A 16,196-nucleotide genomic window follows, 5' to 3' on the forward strand; every position below is an offset into this window, starting at 1 on the left:
ATATCAAATACGGCGTAAGGCGCTTATCTTCTGACTCAGGTTTGCGCAGCTGCTGCCGATAATGGCTATGCGGACTCACTTGAACCCTGCTCCAGGAGCAACAGATGGCTGGCATTCTCGACACGGTAGATCAACGTACACAGCTGGTGGGTGAGAACCGCCTGGAAATTCTCATGTTTCGCCTGGCAGGTCGACAATTGTTCGCGATCAACGTGTTCAAGGTCCAGGAAGTGTTGCAACTGCCTAAATTGACCCTGATGCCGCAACGCCACCCGTACGTCTGCGGCGTGGTCAACCTGCGCGGCCAGACGCTGCCGGTGATCGACCTGTCCCAGGCGATCGGCATGCGCCCGCTGGTTCCGGGCCCGTCGAGCACCATCATCGTCACCGAGTACAACCGCTCGGTCCAGGCGTTCCTGGTCGGCGGCGTGGACCGCATCGTCAACATGAACTGGGAGGCGATCCTGCCGCCGCCGGGCAGTGCCGGGCGCCAGCATTACCTCACGGCGATCAGCAAGGTCGACGACCAACTGGTCGAAATCATCGACGTCGAGAAAGTGCTCGCGGAGATCGTGCCCTACAGCGCCAAGGTGTCCCGCGACAAGCTCGATGATCCGGTGCTGGCGCGCGCTCGCGGCCGTGAAGTCCTGCTGGTCGATGACTCCAATGTGGCGCTGTCGCAGTTGCGCGATACGCTGGGTCAGTTGGGCGTGAAAATGCACGTGGCCAGTGACGGCCTCAAGGCGTTGAACATGCTCAAGGGCTGGGCGGACAGCGGCGAGGTGGTGACCGACAAGCTGCTGATGGTCTTCACCGATGCCGAGATGCCGGAAATGGACGGTTATCGCCTGACCACCGAGATTCGCAACGACCCGCGGCTGCGCGGACTCTATGTGGTGCTGCATACGTCGTTGTCGGGCAGCTTCAACGAATCGATGGTCAAGAAGGTCGGCTGCGACAACTTCCTGTCCAAGTTCCAGCCGGACAAGCTGGTGGATGTGGTGCGCGAGCGTCTGATGCTCGACAACTGAGTCACCAGGGTTTCAGGCCCCTCGCTGTATGGAGGGGCTTTTTTGTATCTGTACCGTTCGCGAAGGTGATGGCTCGTATAAAGTGGGGGCTTCCCGCTTCGTCACTTCAAGGACGCTTTCATGCTGCACCTTAGCGCGCTGTATCGGTATCCCCTCAAATCCTGCAAGGCGGAGCCTCTGCAACAGGCCAGTTTCGACGAGCTGGGGTTGAGCGGGGATCGACGCTGGATGCTCGTGGATGAAGCCACTGGCCGCTTCTTCACCCAGCGCGCCTTGCCGCACATGTCGCAGCTGTCGGTGCTGTGGAATGCTCGGGGCGGGGTGACCCTCTCGGCCCCGGGCACCTCGCCACTGGAGGTCGCGCTGCCTGACGACGTCGAGGCCAACCTGCGCGGCGTCACCGTCTGGCGCGACACCCTGCGCGTGCCCGATGCCGGCGATGAAGCGGCGCAGTGGGTCAGCGAGTTCATCGGCAAGCCGACCCGCATGGTGCACATCCCCCACGCACGTGCGCGCTGGCTGCCCTCAGGCTATGGCACTGTGGATGACAAGGTCGGCTTTGCCGATGGTTTTCCGCTGCTGCTGATTGGTCAGGCTTCGCTGGACGACCTGTCGGCGAAAATCGGCCGACCTCAGGAGATGCTGCGTTTCCGTCCGAACCTGGTGGTCGAGGGCAGCGAAGCTTTCGCCGAAGACGGCTGGAAACGCATTCGCATCGGTGACATGGAGTTTCGCCTGCTCAAGGGCTGCTCGCGCTGCATCCTCACCACCATCGACCCGGCGACCGGTGCGCGCAGCGAGGACCGTGAGCCGCTGAGTACGCTCAAGACCTATCGGGAGAAAGAGGGCGAGGTGTGGTTCGGGCAGAACATGGTCAATGACGGGCCCGGAACGCTCGAGGTGGGGATGCAGGTTGAGGTGTTGGAGTAGCTGACGTGCCTGGCTTGCGCCCAACATCTGTGGGAGCGGGCTAGCCCGCGAAGTGGGAGAGGCTTGCGCCGCGATGTTGTCTGACCCATCGCTTTCGCGGGCTAGCCCGCTCCCACAGAGTGACGTTACAAATCGTCGAAAAACCGCTCGTGCCAGTCAACCAGCGGCTGTGGCGCGTTGAGTTTCTGCCCGTAGATCACCGCATACGACAGCACGTTCTGCACGTACTGGCGGGTTTCGTCGAACGGGATGCTCTCGACCCAGACATCGAACGCCAGGTGGTTGGCGCCCTTGAGCCACTGCCGCACGCGGCCGGGGCCGGCGTTGTAGGCGGCCGAGGCGAGTACCCGGTTGCCGTTGAACTGCGCATGGACCTGGCTCAGGTACGCCGCACCCAACTGGATGTTCTTGTCCGGATCCAGCACCTGCGCCGGGGAGGCCAGCGGGATGCTGAACTTGCGCGCAGTTTCCTTGGCTGTGGCCGGCATCAGTTGCATCAGACCGCTTGCGCCGACACCTGAACGGGCGTCGTCCATGAAGGCGCTTTCCTGACGGGTGATGGCGAACACCCAGCTCGAATGCAGGCCGCGCACTTGCGCCTCGCGCACCAGGGTATCGCGGTGGGCCATCGGGAAGCGGATGTCCAGGTCGTCCCAGTACTGCGCCTGGCTGATGGTGCGAATGGCCGGGAAGTACCAGCGCATGTCGTAGGCCAGCTTGGCCTGGGCGACCATCTCGTCACGGGTGAAACGGCGTGTCACGTGATACCACTCGCGACGGCCATTGACCACTTCGCCACGCTCGTAGAACTCCAGCGCACGGCGCACGCCCGGTGTATTGCGCACCTTGTTGATGGTGGCCTGGCTGAGCATCAACGGCTTGTTGTTGAGCATGTACGGCGTCTGGGTACGGTCGGCGGCGAGGAAGCCGTAGAAATCACGCTCCCGGGACACGGCCTTGTACAGCGCCGGCAACTGCGGGTTGTTGGGCTGCGACAGCTCCAGGGAGCGAGCCTGCCAATAGCGCCAGCGGTTGGTGGTGGCCAGGTCCTGGGGCAGGCGCCGGGTCAGTTCGTAGGCATCGCCCCAACGGCCCAGGCGCAGCAACAGGCGCAGGCGCCATTCGGTGACGGTGTTGTCGCGCAGGTCCGGGTCGTATTTGGTCATCAGGCCCAGGGCGCGGTCGTCGTAGCTGCGGGCCAGGGTCAGACCGATTTCCTTGGCGATCTGCACCTGCTCTTCATGGGAGAAGCGCAGCACCGGCGAGTAGCTGTCGAGCAGTTCCATCGCCCGCTGCGGGTCCTGCTTGGCCAGGCGGCGCAGGCCCAGGCCGACCACATCGGACATGGCCTCGTCAGCCGGCATGAACTGCGCCTGGTTGTTGACCATCTCGGGCTTCTGCGCGACGGCAATCAGCAGGCGACCCTGAGGGGCCAGGGTAGTCATGCTGTTGACCAGTTGGTTGGCCAGCGCGTAGTTGCGTGCCTGGGCGGCCAGCTTGGCGCGTTGCCAGCGTTTCTGCTCGGTCAACTGGCCCTCTACCGCCCACTGGGTGAAGAAGGTGTCGCAGGCGGTTGGCAGGGTCTTGCCGGTCATCCAGATGCGCTCGGCGTTGGCGTAGCCTTCCGAGCGCAGGTTGTGACTGAGCTGGTAGCTGCCGTTGAGGCAGTCCAGTTCGACGAAATTGAGTTTCGGGTCGTAGTACTTGACGAAGGGCTGCCAGTCGCCCCGGGACGCCAGCAGGCGCAGCCAGCGCAACTTCATGAAGTTGGCCTGGGGCAGGTCACCGTGTTCGGCCAGGAACCGTTCGACTTCCTCGTTGCTGGCGCTGTTCAGGCGCGCGGTGAGTTCGTCGTAGGCCAGGTAAGGCTCCAGCGGGTAATCGGCCAGCGCCGCGCCGTACATGCGGTACGGACCGGCATCGCCCTTGGCCAGGGCACGTTTGGCTTGATCGTAGTACTGGCGTTGGGTCGCAAGATCCACCGCGTGGACAGACTGGGCTGCGGTGGCCGACAGAAGCAGGCAGGACAAAAGGCTGAACAAACGACTGCGCATGAGACTTCCGTGCAGATGAACCGTGAAAAGTGCCGCTAGCTTAGCCTTTTGCCAGCGTGGGTTGAAGGGCAAAGGTGTTGAAGGGAGGGGTGTGGAAACAATTGCTTGCAGTTGGGGGGGGGGGTTCAGTTTAGATTCTTAATCTGGTGCCCTTCGGGCCTGGTCGCGGGCAAGCGCGCTCCTACATTTTTTGCAACGTACGTCATTCTGAAGGACCGAGTGCGTAGTCTTGGTGATACACCAGAAAATTTCGCGCCGGGCGCCAAGGCTACCAACACGGTTCATCAGGCCATGGCGCGTTGCAACAAATGTAGGAGCGCGCTTGCCCGCGATAGGCCCGAAGGGCATCAACGTAACAATCTCAAACCTGGCACTCAAATCAACACCACAAATCAACACCACAAACCAACACCACAAACCAACACCACAAATCAACGACAACACCCCCACACCAAACCCCCACAAACCACCCATCCAACCATTTGAACCCAACCCCGCCCATCTCAGGTAGAATGCGCGCCCGGTTTTTGGAGAAGCTCATGACCCTGCTCAAATTAAGCGATGTGTCCCTTGCGTTCGGCGCCATGCCGTTGTTGGACAAGGTGTCCTGGCAGATCGCCCGTGGTGAGCGGGTCTGCATCATCGGTCGTAACGGTACTGGCAAGTCCAGCATGATGAAGCTGGTCAAGGGCGTGCAATTGCCCGATGACGGCAGTGTCTGGCGGGCGCCTGGGCTGAAGATCGGCGAATTGCCCCAGGAATTGCCGGTGGCCGATGGCCGTACCGTGTTCGACGTCGTGGCCGAAGGCCTGGACGGCGTTGGCGCCCTGTTGGCCGAATATCACCACCTGAGCCAGAACATCGTCACCGCTGAAGACCTCGACAAGCTGATGCATGTGCAGTCGGACCTCGAGGCCCGTGACGGCTGGCGCCTGCAGCAACTGGTCGACAGCACCCTCAGCCGTCTGCAGTTGCCGGCCGACAAGACCCTGGCCGAGCTGTCCGGTGGCTGGCGCCGTCGCGTGCTGCTGGCCCAGGCGCTGGTGGCCGAGCCCGACCTGCTGCTGCTCGACGAGCCGACCAACCACCTGGACATCGGCGCGATCGCCTGGCTCGAAGAGGCCCTGAAGGAATTCCAGGGGGCGGTGCTGTTCATCACCCACGACCGTTCCTTCCTGCAGAACCTGGCCACCCGCATCCTGGAACTGGACCGTGGCGGCCTGATCGACTGGAACGGCGACTACGCCAGCTTCCTGGTCCACAAGGAGGCGATGCTTGCCGCCGAAGAGACCGCCAACGCGCTGTTCGACAAGCGTCTGGCCCAGGAAGAAGTGTGGATTCGCCAGGGCATCAAGGCCCGTCGTACCCGCAACGAAGGCCGTGTGCGTGCCCTGAAGGCCCTGCGCGTGGAGCGTGGCGAGCGTCGCGAGCGCACCGGCAAGGCCAACATTCAGCTGGATACCGCCGAGAAGTCCGGCAAGCAAGTGATGGTGCTGGAGAACGTCAGCTTCGCGCACCCGGGTGGCCCGACCCTTATCAAGGACTTTTCCATGGTCCTGCAGCGCGAAGACCGCATCGGTCTGCTGGGTGCCAACGGCACCGGCAAGACCACGCTGCTCAAGCTGATGCTCGACAACCTCACGCCGACCGCCGGCAAGGTCGAGGTCGGTACCAATCTGGAAGTGGCCTATTTCGACCAGTTGCGTCATCAGCTGGATCTGGAAAAGACCGTGATCGACAACATTTCCGAAGGCCGCGACTTCATCGAGATCGACGGCCAGAGCCGTCACGTGTTGAGTTACCTGGGGGACTTCCTGTTCAGCCCGCAGCGTGCCCGCACGCCGGTCAAGGCGCTGTCCGGTGGCGAACGCGCACGGTTGCTGCTGGCCAAGCTGTTCAGCAAGCCTGCCAACCTGCTGGTACTCGACGAACCGACCAACGATCTGGACGTCGAAACCCTGGAGCTGCTCGAAGAGGTCCTTTCCAACTTCAAGGGCACCGTGCTGATGGTCAGCCACGACCGGGCATTCCTCGACAACGTGGTCACCAGCACCCTGGTGTTCGAAGGCGAGGGCAAGGTGCGCGAGTTCGTCGGTGGCTATCAGGACTGGATCCGTCAGGGCGGCTCGCCGCGCCTGCTGGGCGTGACTGAAGGCAAGTCCGGCAAGGCCGAGCTCAACTCCGCGGTGGTCGCCCCTGTAGCGCCCGCACCGGCGCCAGTGGCCGAAGCGCCGGCAGCGAAGAAGAAACTCAGCTACAAGCTTCAGCGCGAGCTGGAAGCACTGCCGGGTGAAATCGACGCCAAGGAGCAGCAGATCGCTGCCGTTGAGGCCGAAATCGCCGACGCCGGTTTCTACCAGCGCCCTGCGGCTGAAACCGCCAAGGTGCTGGCATCCCTCGAAACGCTGAACAAAGCGCTGGATGCACTGGTTGAGCGCTGGGCGGAGCTGGACGAGTAACGCTCGCGCGCAGCAATAAAAAAGCCCGATCCCCCTAAAGGGCTCGGGCTTTTTGTTGCGATAGCTCAGCAATGTAGCAGTCCGGCCGGGCGGCGCTCCGCTTGCCGGCGTCGGCGTCCTGAGGATCGTTGTCGCCGGCAAGCCGGACTGCTACGAGGGCAAACAGGTTACTCCACGCGCTTGACCAGGCGCACCGCCAGCACATCGCACGGCGCGCCGTGCAGGACGTCATTGGCGGTGGAGCCCAGCAGCAGCGACAGGCCGTGACGGCCATGGCTGCCAACCACGATCAGGTCGACATGGTGCTGCTTGGCCAGTTGATGGATTTCCTGGCGTGGCTGGCCGTAGGTGAGGTGACTGTCGCCGGTGTGCACGTCAGGGTATTTGAGTTTCAGGGCTTCGAGCTTTTCCTTGGCCTGGTCGAACTGCTGCTGTTGCAGTTGCGAAAGATCCATGGGGACGTCGCCACCGAAGGCCATCGCCATGGGTTCGACGATGTGCACAAGCGACAGCTTGGCGCCGCTGGCAACCGCCAGTTTGATGGCTTTCTTGATGACCGGATCGCACTCTTCAGTGAGGTCCACGGCTACCAGAATATGTTCATAGGACATGGGATGTTCCTTCTGAGGTTTGCGATGGTTTTAATTATGGCTCTTTTCGTGCGCCTCATGGCACGCCGTTGTTTTTTCACGTCGCTCCCCGCGACAGGGGCATAGACATATGACGGTGTGGATAGTGCTGTCAATCGTTGCTGTCGTTTTAAGCCCTCTGGTCTGGCTGCGACCGTCCCGTTCCCAGAGCGGCCGGATGGCCATGCGCATGGAAGCGCGGCGCATGGGCCTGGCCATGCAACTGATCCCCCAGGAGTGGCCGCACTGGCTCCCCGTGCAGCCGCCAAGCCCGTGTGCGCAGTACCATCGGCCCCGCAGGAGTCGTGAGCCCGACAGCTGGGTCTACTGGCAAATGACGCCGGGGGAGTGGGTCAATCAATGGCGCGAGCCCTGTGCGGATATGCAATTGCTGGCCCATCTGCGCACGCTGCCCGGCGACGTCTACAAGGTCGAGGCAGGCAAGCAGTTGATCGCTCTGTACTGGGCCGAGAAAGGTGAGACAGAAGTGTTGCAGCGCATTGCCGCGGTGTTGAAAGCGCTGGCCTGACAGGTTGCGCGACACAAATCGCAGACATTAAAAAGCCCGATAACAACATCGGGCTGGGGTTTGGCCAGGCAGGCCGATAATTCGTGGTGCCTGCATCGGGGTGCAGAAGCGGTGCAAGGCCGCTGCTGCTGATCAGATTTGCTTCACACTCTTTCGCAAAAATGACCCGTCTTGAGGCGCAGTGCGCTGAATGTAGACGTTATTGGTGCATTTGTCTGCTGCGGCCCTCCAGATTTTTTCCAGAATTGCGCGCCGGTCGTCGCTTCCGGCGTTTAGTCACGTCTGCAAACATTGAACGCAATCATTTTTCTGAATGCTTGTTTATCAAATGTGTCTTTTGCCTGTGATTTGCCGCTTATGCCCGCTGTCTGGCGAATTGACAATTGCTGGAATATGGCAGAAGGTAGGCGCACCCAAATCAAACGGCCGTATGAATTGAGCGTTTGCCGTAGGAACGCTCTTACAGACGCCCGAATCGTGTCGACGGGGTACCTGGCTTTTGGTGGTCGCACCGACGGAAACGTCGTGTTTTTTGCCGGATTTCAGCGTCTGACGCGTATTGTTCAGCTTCCATATCGTGGAGATCAGTTGATGATTTACGAAGGTAAAGCCATCACGGTTAAGGCTCTTGAAAGTGGCATCGTCGAATTGAATTTCGACCTCAAGGGTGAGTCCGTCAACAAATTCAACCGCCTCACCCTCAACGACCTGCGCCAGGCCATCGAGGCCATCAAGGCCGACGGTTCGATCAAGGGCGTCATCGTCACCAGCGGCAAGGACGTGTTCATCGTCGGCGCCGACATCACCGAATTCGTAGACAACTTCAAACTGCCCGAGGCCGAACTGGTCGCTGGCAACCTTGAAGCGAACAAGATCTTCAGCGACTTCGAAGACTTGGGCGTCCCGACCCTGGCAGCCATCAACGGCATCGCGCTGGGCGGCGGGCTGGAAATGTGTCTGGCCGCGGATTTTCGTGTCATGTCCGCCACCGCCAAGATCGGTCTGCCGGAAGTCAAGCTGGGCATCTACCCGGGCTTTGGCGGCACCGTACGCCTGCCACGCCTGATCGGCGTCGATAACGCCGTCGAGTGGATTGCCTCGGGCAAGGACAACCGCGCCGAAGACGCCCTGAAAGTGGGCGCCGTGGATGCCGTGGTTGCTCCCGAGAAGCTGCGTGACGCAGCGCTGGACCTGATCAAGCGCGCCATTTCCGGCGAGTTCGATTTCAAGGCCAAGCGTCAGCCGAAGCTGGACAAACTCAAGCTCAACGCCATCGAGCAGATGATGGCTTTCGAAACCGCCAAGGGTTTCGTCGCAGGCCAGGCCGGCCCGAACTACCCGGCACCGGTCGAAGCGATCAAGACCATCCAGAAAGCCGCCAACTTCGGTCGTGACAAGGCGCTGGAAGTCGAAGCTGCCGGTTTCGTGAAGATGGCCAAGACCTCGGCTGCCGAGAGTCTGATCGGCCTGTTCCTGAACGACCAGGAGCTGAAAAAGAAAGCCAAGATCTACGACGAAGTCGCCAAGGACGTGAAGCAGGCTGCCGTACTGGGCGCCGGCATCATGGGCGGCGGCATCGCCTATCAGTCGGCGGTCAAGGGCACGCCGATCCTGATGAAGGACATCCGCGAAGAAGCCATTGAACTGGGCCTGAACGAAGCGTCCAAGCTGCTGGGCAAGCGCGTCGAGAAAGGTCGTCTGACCCCGGCGAAGATGGCCGAAGCGCTCAATGCGATTCGTCCTACGCTGTCCTACGGCGATTTCGGCCATGTCGACCTGGTGGTCGAAGCCGTGGTCGAGAATCCGAAGGTCAAGCAGGCCGTACTGGCCGAAGTGGAAGGGCAGGTGCGTGAAGACGCGATCCTGGCGTCCAACACCTCGACCATCTCGATCAGCCTGTTGGCCAAGGCGCTCAAGCGTCCGGAAAACTTCGTCGGCATGCACTTCTTCAACCCGGTGCACATGATGCCGCTGGTGGAAGTGATCCGTGGCGAGAAGTCCAGCGAAGTCGCGGTGGCGACCACCGTGGCCTACGCCAAGAAAATGGGCAAGAACCCGATCGTGGTCAACGACTGCCCGGGCTTCCTGGTCAACCGCATCCTGTTCCCGTACTTCGGCGGTTTCGCCAAGCTGGTCAGCGCCGGTGTCGACTTCGTGCGCATCGACAAGGTCATGGAAAAGTTCGGCTGGCCCATGGGCCCGGCCTACCTGATGGACGTGGTCGGCATCGACACCGGCCACCACGGTCGCGACGTCATGGCTGAAGGCTTCCCTGATCGCATGAAGGACGACCGTCGTTCCGCGGTCGACGCGCTGTACGAGGCCAATCGTCTGGGCCAGAAGAACGGCAAGGGCTTCTATGCCTACGAGACCGATAAGAACGGCAAGCCGAAGAAGGTTGTCGACGCCTCGGTGCTCGAAGTGCTCAAGCCGGTGGTTTATGAGCAACGGGAAGTCAGCGACGAGGACATCATCAACTGGATGATGATCCCGCTGTGCCTGGAAACCGTGCGCTGCCTGGAAGACGGCATCGTCGAAACCGCAGCCGAGGCCGACATGGGCCTGATCTACGGCATCGGTTTCCCTCCGTTCCGTGGCGGTGCGCTGCGTTACATCGACTCGATCGGTGTCGCCCAATTCGTTGCCCTGGCTGACCAATACGCTGATCTGGGCGCTTTGTACCACCCCACTGCGAAGCTGCGTGAAATGGCCAAGACCGGCCAGCGCTTCTTCGGCTAAGTGCCCAACGAACAGGTGAGAATATGAGCTTGAATCCCAGAGACGTCGTGATTGTCGACTTCGGTCGCACCCCGATGGGCCGCTCCAAGGGTGGCATGCACCGTAACACCCGCGCCGAAGACATGTCGGCGCACCTGATCAGCAAACTGCTGGAACGCAACACCAAGGTCGATCCTTCGGAAGTCGAGGATGTGATCTGGGGCTGCGTCAACCAGACCCTGGAGCAGGGCTGGAACATCGCGCGCATGGCGTCGCTGATGACCCAGATCCCGCACACCTCCGCTGCGCAGACCGTCAGCCGCCTGTGCGGTTCGTCCATGAGCGCGTTGCACACCGCCGCCCAGGCGATCATGAGCAACAACGGTGACGTGTTCGTCATCGGCGGCGTCGAGCACATGGGCCACGTCGGCATGATGCACGGTGTCGACCCGAACCCGCACATGTCGCTGTACGCGGCCAAGGCCTCGGGCATGATGGGCCTGACCGCCGAAATGCTCGGCAAGATGCACGGCATCACCCGTGAAGCCCAGGATGCGTTCGGCGTGCGTTCGCACCGTCTGGCCCACCAGGCGACCGTGGAAGGAAACTTCAAGGACGAAATCATCCCGATGCAAGGGTATGACGAGAACGGCTTCCTGAAGATGTACGACTTCGACGAAACCATTCGTCCCGAGACCACCCTCGAAAGCCTGGCGGCGTTGAAGCCTGCATTCAACCCCAAAGGTGGTACTGTGACGGCCGGTACTTCGTCGCAGATCACTGACGGTGCTTCGTGCATGATCGTGATGTCGGGCCAGCGCGCCATGGATCTGGGCATCACGCCGATGGCGGTTATTCGCTCCATGGCAGTGGCCGGTGTCGACCCTGCAATCATGGGTTACGGGCCTGTTCCGGCGACCCAGAAAGCGCTCAAGCGCGCGGGTCTGAGCATTGCCGACATCGACTACTTCGAGCTCAACGAAGCCTTTGCGGCACAGGCCCTGCCAGTGCTGAAAGATTTGAAAGTGCTCGACAAGATGGACCAGAAGGTTAACCTGCACGGCGGCGCCATCGCCTTGGGTCACCCTTTCGGTTGCTCGGGAGCGCGGATTTCCGGCACCTTGCTCAACGTCATGAAGCAGAAGGGCGGCACCCTGGGTGTGGCCACCATGTGTATCGGCCTGGGTCAGGGTATCTCGACCGTCTTTGAGCGCATCTAAGCGGTGCGAGGTTGCAAGCCGGGGCCAGGTGCCCCGGCTTTTGTATTTTTTACGAAACGTTTTTTGATAGTTTTTTCGGGTCATTCCCTGAGGTTCGCAGCATGCAGCTACAACCAGGTCTCTACCGTCACTACAAAGGCCCCGAGTACCGTGTTTTCGGTGTCGCGAAGCATTCGGAGACCGAAGAGGAAGTCGTGTTCTACCAAGCGCTGTATGGCGAATACGGCCTCTGGGTACGTCCATTGAGCATGTTTCTGGAGTCGGTCGAGGTTGACGGGGAGCAAGTGCCGCGCTTTGCTTTGGTCACGGCCGAACCTGACCTTTTTCAGAGGTCATGAGGCAGGGCCTTGCAGTAGCCTGTGCTTGACCTCACCTTGTAGCCACTATATATAGCGGGGCCTCTGAGGCTCCAACGTCTTTTTTTCTCGCATTAGGAATTTTCCGATCCATGGGCAAATCGCTGGTCATTGTGGAATCCCCGGCTAAGGCCAAGACCATCAACAAGTATCTGGGCAGCCAGTACGTGGTGAAGTCGAGTATCGGCCATATCCGAGACCTGCCCACCAGCGGTTCGGCGAGCGCCGCCAAAGAGCCTGCTGCCAAGCGCGGCAAGGCAGCGGCCGAAGCGCCTGCGCTGTCGCCCAAGGAAAAGGCCAAGCGCCAGCTCGTGGCCCGCATGGGCGTCGATCCCGATCATGGCTGGAAAGCCAAGTACGAGATCCTGCCTGGCAAGGAAAAGGTGATCGAGGAGCTGCGCCGCCTGGCCAAGGATGCCGACACCATCTACCTGGCAACGGACTTGGACCGCGAGGGGGAAGCCATTGCCTGGCACCTGCGCGAAGCCATTGGTGGTGACGACGATCGCTACAAGCGCGTGGTGTTCAACGAGATCACCAAGAAAGCCATCCAGGAAGCGTTCTCCCAGCCGGGCGAACTGGACATCGACCGCGTCAATGCCCAGCAGGCGCGCCGGTTCCTGGACCGCGTCGTGGGTTACATGGTCTCTCCGCTGCTGTGGCAGAAGATCGCCCGTGGCCTGTCCGCCGGTCGGGTGCAGTCGGTTGCGGTGAAGCTGGTGGTTGAGCGCGAGCGTGAGATCCGTGCCTTCAACCCTGAAGAATACTGGGAAGTGCACGCTGACCTGGGGACCGCCAAGGGCGCCAAGGTGCGCTTCGAAGTGGCCCGCGAGAAAGGCGAGGCCTTCAAGCCGCTGAACGAAGCCCAGGCCATGGCGGCCCTGGAGAAGCTCAAGGTTTCGGCCTACAGCATCGCCAAGCGCGAAGACAAGCCGACCAGCAGCAAGCCGTCGGCGCCGTTCATCACCTCCACCCTGCAGCAGGCGGCCAGTAACCGTCTGGGCTACGGCGTGAAGAAAACCATGATGATGGCCCAGCGTCTGTACGAAGCGGGTTACATCACCTATATGCGTACCGACTCGACCAACCTGTCGGCGGACGCAGTGGCCATGGCCCGCACCTACATCGAAAGCGAGTTCGGCAAGAAGTACCTGCCCGACTCGCCGAACGTCTACAGCAGCAAGGAAGGCGCACAAGAGGCTCACGAAGCGATTCGTCCTTCCGACGTCAATACCCACCCGAGCAAGCTGTCGGGCATGGAGCGTGACGCCGAGCGCCTGTATGAGCTGATCTGGCGCCAGTTCGTGGCCTGCCAGATGCCGCCTGCGCAATACCTGTCTACCACTGTCAGCGTCACCGCCGGCGACTTCGAACTGCGCGCCAAGGGCCGCATCCTCAAGTTCGACGGTTACACCCGTGTGTTGCCGCAGATGAGCAAGCCGGGCGACGACGACGTGCTGCCGGACATGGCTCAGGGCGACAGCATGAAGCTGATCAAGCTCGACCCGACCCAGCACTTCACCAAGCCGCCGGCGCGCTACTCCGAAGCGAGTCTGGTCAAGGAAATGGAAAAACGCGGGATCGGTCGTCCTTCGACCTACGCGGCGATCATCTCGACCATCCAGGACCGTGGCTACGTGGCGCTGCACAACCGTCGTTTCTACTCGGAAAAGATGGGCGACATCGTTACCGAGCGCCTGTCCGAGAGCTTCTCGAACCTGATGGACTACGGCTTCACCGCCGGCATGGAAGAGAACCTCGACGACGTGGCCCAGGGCGAGCGTGACTGGAAAAACGTGCTCGACGAGTTCTACGGCGACTTCAAGAAGAAACTCGAAGTGGCCGAAGCGACCGGCAGCGGCATGCGTGCCAACGAGCCGGTGATGACCGACATCCCGTGCAAGGTCTGCGGCCGTCCGATGCAGATTCGTACCGCGTCCACGGGCGTGTTCCTCGGCTGCTCGGGCTACAGCCTGCCGCCCAAGGAACGCTGCAAGGCCACCGTCAACCTGACCCCAGGCGACGAAATCGCCGAGGACGACGAGGGTGAATCGGAATCGCGCGTGTTGCGTGGCAAGCATCGCTGCCCGATCTGCAGCACCGCGATGGACGCCTACCTGCTCGACGAGAAGCGCAAACTGCACATCTGCGGCAACAACCCGGACTGCGCAGGCTACGAGATCGAAGAGGGCACCTATCGCATCAAGGGCTACGAAGGCCCGAGCGTGGAGTGCGACAAGTGTGGCGGCGAGATGCAGCTCAAGACTGGCCGTTTCGGCAAGTTCTTCGGCTGCACCAACTGCAAGAACACCCGCAAGCTGCTGAAGAACGGCGAGGCTGCACCGCCGAAGATGGACCCGGTGAAGATGCCGGAACTCAAGTGCGAGAAGGTCGACGACACCTACATCCTGCGTGACGGTGCCTCGGGTCTGTTCCTGGCGGCCAGCCAGTTCCCGAAAAACCGCGAGACCCGTGCGCCGCTGGTGCTGGAAATCGTGCCGCACAAGTCCGAGATCGATCCGAAGTACCACTTCCTGTGCGAAGCACCACAGAAAGATCCTGATGGCCGTCCGGCAGTGATCCGTTACAGCCGCAAGTCCAAGGAGCAATATGTGCAGACCGAAGTGGACGGCAAGCCGACCGGCTGGCGCGCGTTCTACGACGGCGGCACCTGGAAGGTCGAAGACAAGCGTTGATCGCGTGCGCCTGAGCCTGTCGGCTGGCGCACCCGTCTTGCGTTGAATCAGTCCCCCGGTGCGCTTGCGTAGCGGGGGATTTTTTTCGCAAGGCGACCTGTCCCTATTCATCGAGGTGGAGGCCACGTTCATGGCTCGCGAACTCTATACACGTACCAACCAGAAGATCTTTTTCGCAGGGCTTGCCCTGGAAGCCATGGCCAAGGCCAAGGCCAGTGGCGCCATGAACGCCCAGGGCCTGGAGCAGGCTGAATGTGAATCGGCGGTGTTTCACCTGTACGGCGCGCTGCTGGGCCTGTGTCACGAAATCGCCGGCTTCTATCGTTTGCCCCAGGCCAACTCGCCGCGTGCCGAGGCGCTGCTGACTCCGCAGGTGCTGGAATCGATCCAGATTCCGGAAATGGCTGAGCTGGTGGAATTGGCGCAGCAGCGCGAAACCTGGCTGGCGCAGCTGTTGGCGTCCTACAACGCGCTGTTCCAGCCGCCACGTGCCCCGAGCAAGCCAAAAGGTGACGTGACCCAGCCGCTGATCATCGCTGTGGCCGCAGAGGAAGAGCCGGAGCCCGAGTTGAGCCGTGAAGAAATGGAAAGCTGGCGGCAACAGCTCAAGGGGCTGGCCATTCGTTTCCGCGAAGGTCTGAGCGAATGCTGAGCCAAACGTCTGATTGATCGATGGACTAGGGCATGCGTCATCAGGCTGTTACAATGGTCGTCTTTCGTGGAGAACTGTCCTGATGCCAACCTCTTTTCTGGAAATTGTCGAATTGCCTGACGGCCGCATCGAGTTGCGCCGTGCCGAGGATGAAGGGTCGCTGGTGACCTTGAATTTCTCCGAGGATGCCAAGGCATTTCTGCAAGGCCAACACGTCGAAGTCGCCAAGGCAATGCTGAGCGTCGGCGTGCAGATGGCTGGCCGCCTGGCTGAAGGCGAGCTGACCAAGGAAGAAGAGGGGCCTCGCGTCCTGCATTGATCCGGCCCGGGTCAAATGCGTGCTTCAAGGCTTCTCGTTCGCAGAAGCCTGGCTACACACCTTTTCCGATACTGACTGAACCCGCCGCTGTCACTCAGCCCAGGCGGATGTTCAGGCTTTGCGCATTTCCGATGCTCGCCGCGCTGATCAGTTGCTGACGGGCGGTGCCCGAAATCGGGTTGATCCAGCTGACGACGGTATGACTGCGGCCCAGGCGCAAGGCTTCGCGGGTCAGTTCCAGCGCGCTCTGATTGCCACGGGGCTGCATCAGGATAATGCGCTCCCGGTTCAGCCCTGCGTCCCGCAGCCAGGCCTGGGTGACGCTCGAAGGCGGAGCGATGAGCGTCAGCCAGCGGTCGTTGGAGTCCTGGCTCAGATCCCGGAGGATAGGCGCCAGAAGGTTCAGGCAGTTCCCGGCAGCGCCGCGCAATGACAATTCACTGAAGACTTCCGCATCGTTGTTCCAGGGCTTCTGGACCACATCGTCCAGGACCGGCACCTTGAGCAGCGGCGCGTCGAGCAGGTGCCCGACCGGGGCCATGAAGGCTTCGAACAGGGGCAGTTGTGCATGTTGTTGCGGTGTCTGGAACTGCATGGACGTTC

General features: G+C 61.3%; 13 protein-coding genes. 10 read left to right on the forward strand and 3 right to left on the reverse strand.

What is annotated here, in order from left to right; translation table 11 throughout:
* Window positions 1-104: 104 nt before the first annotated feature.
* Together ACIPO9_RS10020 and ACIPO9_RS10025 are read left to right on the forward strand one after the other, a co-directional pair.
* A complete protein-coding gene (locus ACIPO9_RS10020) occupies window positions 105-1,031 on the forward strand; it encodes a chemotaxis protein CheV (RefSeq protein WP_274133353.1) in 927 nt (308 codons plus the stop codon).
* 120 nt (window positions 1,032-1,151) lie between these two features.
* Window positions 1,152-1,961: an MOSC domain-containing protein gene (locus tag ACIPO9_RS10025; RefSeq protein WP_400780588.1), complete on the forward strand. Its 810-nt coding sequence runs from the start codon at window positions 1,152-1,154 to the stop codon at window positions 1,959-1,961.
* Window positions 1,962-2,086: 125 nt separating this feature from the next.
* On the opposite strand, the gene ACIPO9_RS10030 is transcribed toward ACIPO9_RS10025, so the two are convergent.
* Window positions 2,087-4,015 carry a transglycosylase SLT domain-containing protein gene (locus ACIPO9_RS10030; RefSeq protein WP_400610414.1) on the reverse strand — a complete coding sequence of 643 codons (1,929 nt, stop codon included), beginning with the start codon at window positions 4,013-4,015 and terminating at the stop codon, window positions 2,087-2,089.
* Window positions 4,016-4,554: 539 nt separating this feature from the next.
* Between ACIPO9_RS10030 and ACIPO9_RS10035 the strand changes: the two genes are divergently transcribed.
* Complete coding sequence (locus ACIPO9_RS10035) at window positions 4,555-6,474, forward strand: ATP-binding cassette domain-containing protein (protein ID WP_400610412.1); 1,920 nt, start codon at window positions 4,555-4,557, stop codon at window positions 6,472-6,474.
* A gap of 167 nt (window positions 6,475-6,641) precedes the next feature.
* Here the strand turns inward: ACIPO9_RS10035 and ACIPO9_RS10040 are convergent, their stop codons facing one another.
* Window positions 6,642-7,085, reverse strand: coding sequence for a universal stress protein (locus tag ACIPO9_RS10040; RefSeq protein ID WP_274133349.1), 444 nt, complete (start codon window positions 7,083-7,085; stop codon window positions 6,642-6,644).
* A gap of 109 nt (window positions 7,086-7,194) precedes the next feature.
* Between ACIPO9_RS10040 and ACIPO9_RS10045 the strand changes: the two genes are divergently transcribed.
* The 7 genes from ACIPO9_RS10045 to ACIPO9_RS10075 all read left to right on the forward strand — a co-directional run bounded on the left by ACIPO9_RS10045 (window position 7,195) and on the right by ACIPO9_RS10075 (window position 15,593).
* On the forward strand, window positions 7,195-7,632 hold the full coding sequence (locus ACIPO9_RS10045) for a hypothetical protein (protein ID WP_400780590.1): 438 nt from the start codon (window positions 7,195-7,197) through the stop codon (window positions 7,630-7,632).
* Window positions 7,633-8,223: 591 nt separating this feature from the next.
* Window positions 8,224-10,371 (forward strand): fatty acid oxidation complex subunit alpha FadB, encoded by a 2,148-nt coding sequence (gene fadB, locus ACIPO9_RS10050; protein ID WP_400780593.1) that lies wholly within the window; start codon window positions 8,224-8,226, stop codon window positions 10,369-10,371.
* Window positions 10,372-10,394: 23 nt separating this feature from the next.
* The gene (gene fadA, locus ACIPO9_RS10055) at window positions 10,395-11,570 is read left to right on the forward strand and encodes an acetyl-CoA C-acyltransferase FadA (protein WP_274133346.1); all 1,176 of its coding nucleotides are present in this window, start codon (window positions 10,395-10,397) and stop codon (window positions 11,568-11,570) included.
* A 101-nt stretch (window positions 11,571-11,671) separates the two neighbouring features.
* Complete coding sequence (locus ACIPO9_RS10060) at window positions 11,672-11,908, forward strand: DUF1653 domain-containing protein (protein ID WP_400610405.1); 237 nt, start codon at window positions 11,672-11,674, stop codon at window positions 11,906-11,908.
* 110 nt (window positions 11,909-12,018) lie between these two features.
* Window positions 12,019-14,622: a type I DNA topoisomerase gene (topA, locus tag ACIPO9_RS10065; protein ID WP_400780596.1), complete on the forward strand. Its 2,604-nt coding sequence runs from the start codon at window positions 12,019-12,021 to the stop codon at window positions 14,620-14,622.
* Between the two features lie 130 nt (window positions 14,623-14,752).
* Window positions 14,753-15,274, forward strand: coding sequence for a DUF6586 family protein (locus ACIPO9_RS10070; protein ID WP_400780598.1), 522 nt, complete (start codon window positions 14,753-14,755; stop codon window positions 15,272-15,274).
* Window positions 15,275-15,356: 82 nt separating this feature from the next.
* On the forward strand, window positions 15,357-15,593 hold the full coding sequence (locus ACIPO9_RS10075; protein WP_093467610.1) for a hypothetical protein: 237 nt from the start codon (window positions 15,357-15,359) through the stop codon (window positions 15,591-15,593).
* 94 nt (window positions 15,594-15,687) lie between these two features.
* Here ACIPO9_RS10075 and sulA read toward each other — a convergent pair whose 3' ends face one another.
* Entirely contained in the window at window positions 15,688-16,188 is a 501-nt protein-coding gene (sulA, locus tag ACIPO9_RS10080) for an SOS-induced cell division inhibitor SulA (RefSeq protein ID WP_274133340.1), read from the reverse strand.
* Window positions 16,189-16,196 lie beyond the last annotated feature (8 nt).

Origin of the sequence: Pseudomonas sp. NPDC090203, from assembly GCF_044746765.1 — a bacterium.
Classification (GTDB): Bacteria; Pseudomonadota; Gammaproteobacteria; order Pseudomonadales; family Pseudomonadaceae; genus Aquipseudomonas; species Aquipseudomonas putida_AD.

Excerpts from the sequence above, each read along its gene's own strand:
- ACIPO9_RS10020 (WP_274133353.1), top strand. The coding sequence starts at position 105 with ATGGCTGGCATTCTCGACACGGTAGATCAACGTACACAGCTGGTGGGT.
- ACIPO9_RS10025 (WP_400780588.1), top strand. The coding sequence starts at position 1,152 with ATGCTGCACCTTAGCGCGCTGTATCGGTATCCCCTCAAATCCTGCAAG.
- ACIPO9_RS10030 (WP_400610414.1), bottom strand. The coding sequence starts at position 4,015 with ATGCGCAGTCGTTTGTTCAGCCTTTTGTCCTGCCTGCTTCTGTCGGCC.
- ACIPO9_RS10035 (WP_400610412.1), top strand. The coding sequence starts at position 4,555 with ATGACCCTGCTCAAATTAAGCGATGTGTCCCTTGCGTTCGGCGCCATG.
- ACIPO9_RS10040 (WP_274133349.1), bottom strand. The coding sequence starts at position 7,085 with ATGTCCTATGAACATATTCTGGTAGCCGTGGACCTCACTGAAGAGTGC.
- ACIPO9_RS10045 (WP_400780590.1), top strand. The coding sequence starts at position 7,195 with ATGACGGTGTGGATAGTGCTGTCAATCGTTGCTGTCGTTTTAAGCCCT.
- fadB (WP_400780593.1), top strand. The coding sequence starts at position 8,224 with ATGATTTACGAAGGTAAAGCCATCACGGTTAAGGCTCTTGAAAGTGGC.
- fadA (WP_274133346.1), top strand. The coding sequence starts at position 10,395 with ATGAGCTTGAATCCCAGAGACGTCGTGATTGTCGACTTCGGTCGCACC.
- ACIPO9_RS10060 (WP_400610405.1), top strand. The coding sequence starts at position 11,672 with ATGCAGCTACAACCAGGTCTCTACCGTCACTACAAAGGCCCCGAGTAC.
- topA (WP_400780596.1), top strand. The coding sequence starts at position 12,019 with ATGGGCAAATCGCTGGTCATTGTGGAATCCCCGGCTAAGGCCAAGACC.
- ACIPO9_RS10070 (WP_400780598.1), top strand. The coding sequence starts at position 14,753 with ATGGCTCGCGAACTCTATACACGTACCAACCAGAAGATCTTTTTCGCA.
- ACIPO9_RS10075 (WP_093467610.1), top strand. The coding sequence starts at position 15,357 with ATGCCAACCTCTTTTCTGGAAATTGTCGAATTGCCTGACGGCCGCATC.
- sulA (WP_274133340.1), bottom strand. The coding sequence starts at position 16,188 with ATGCAGTTCCAGACACCGCAACAACATGCACAACTGCCCCTGTTCGAA.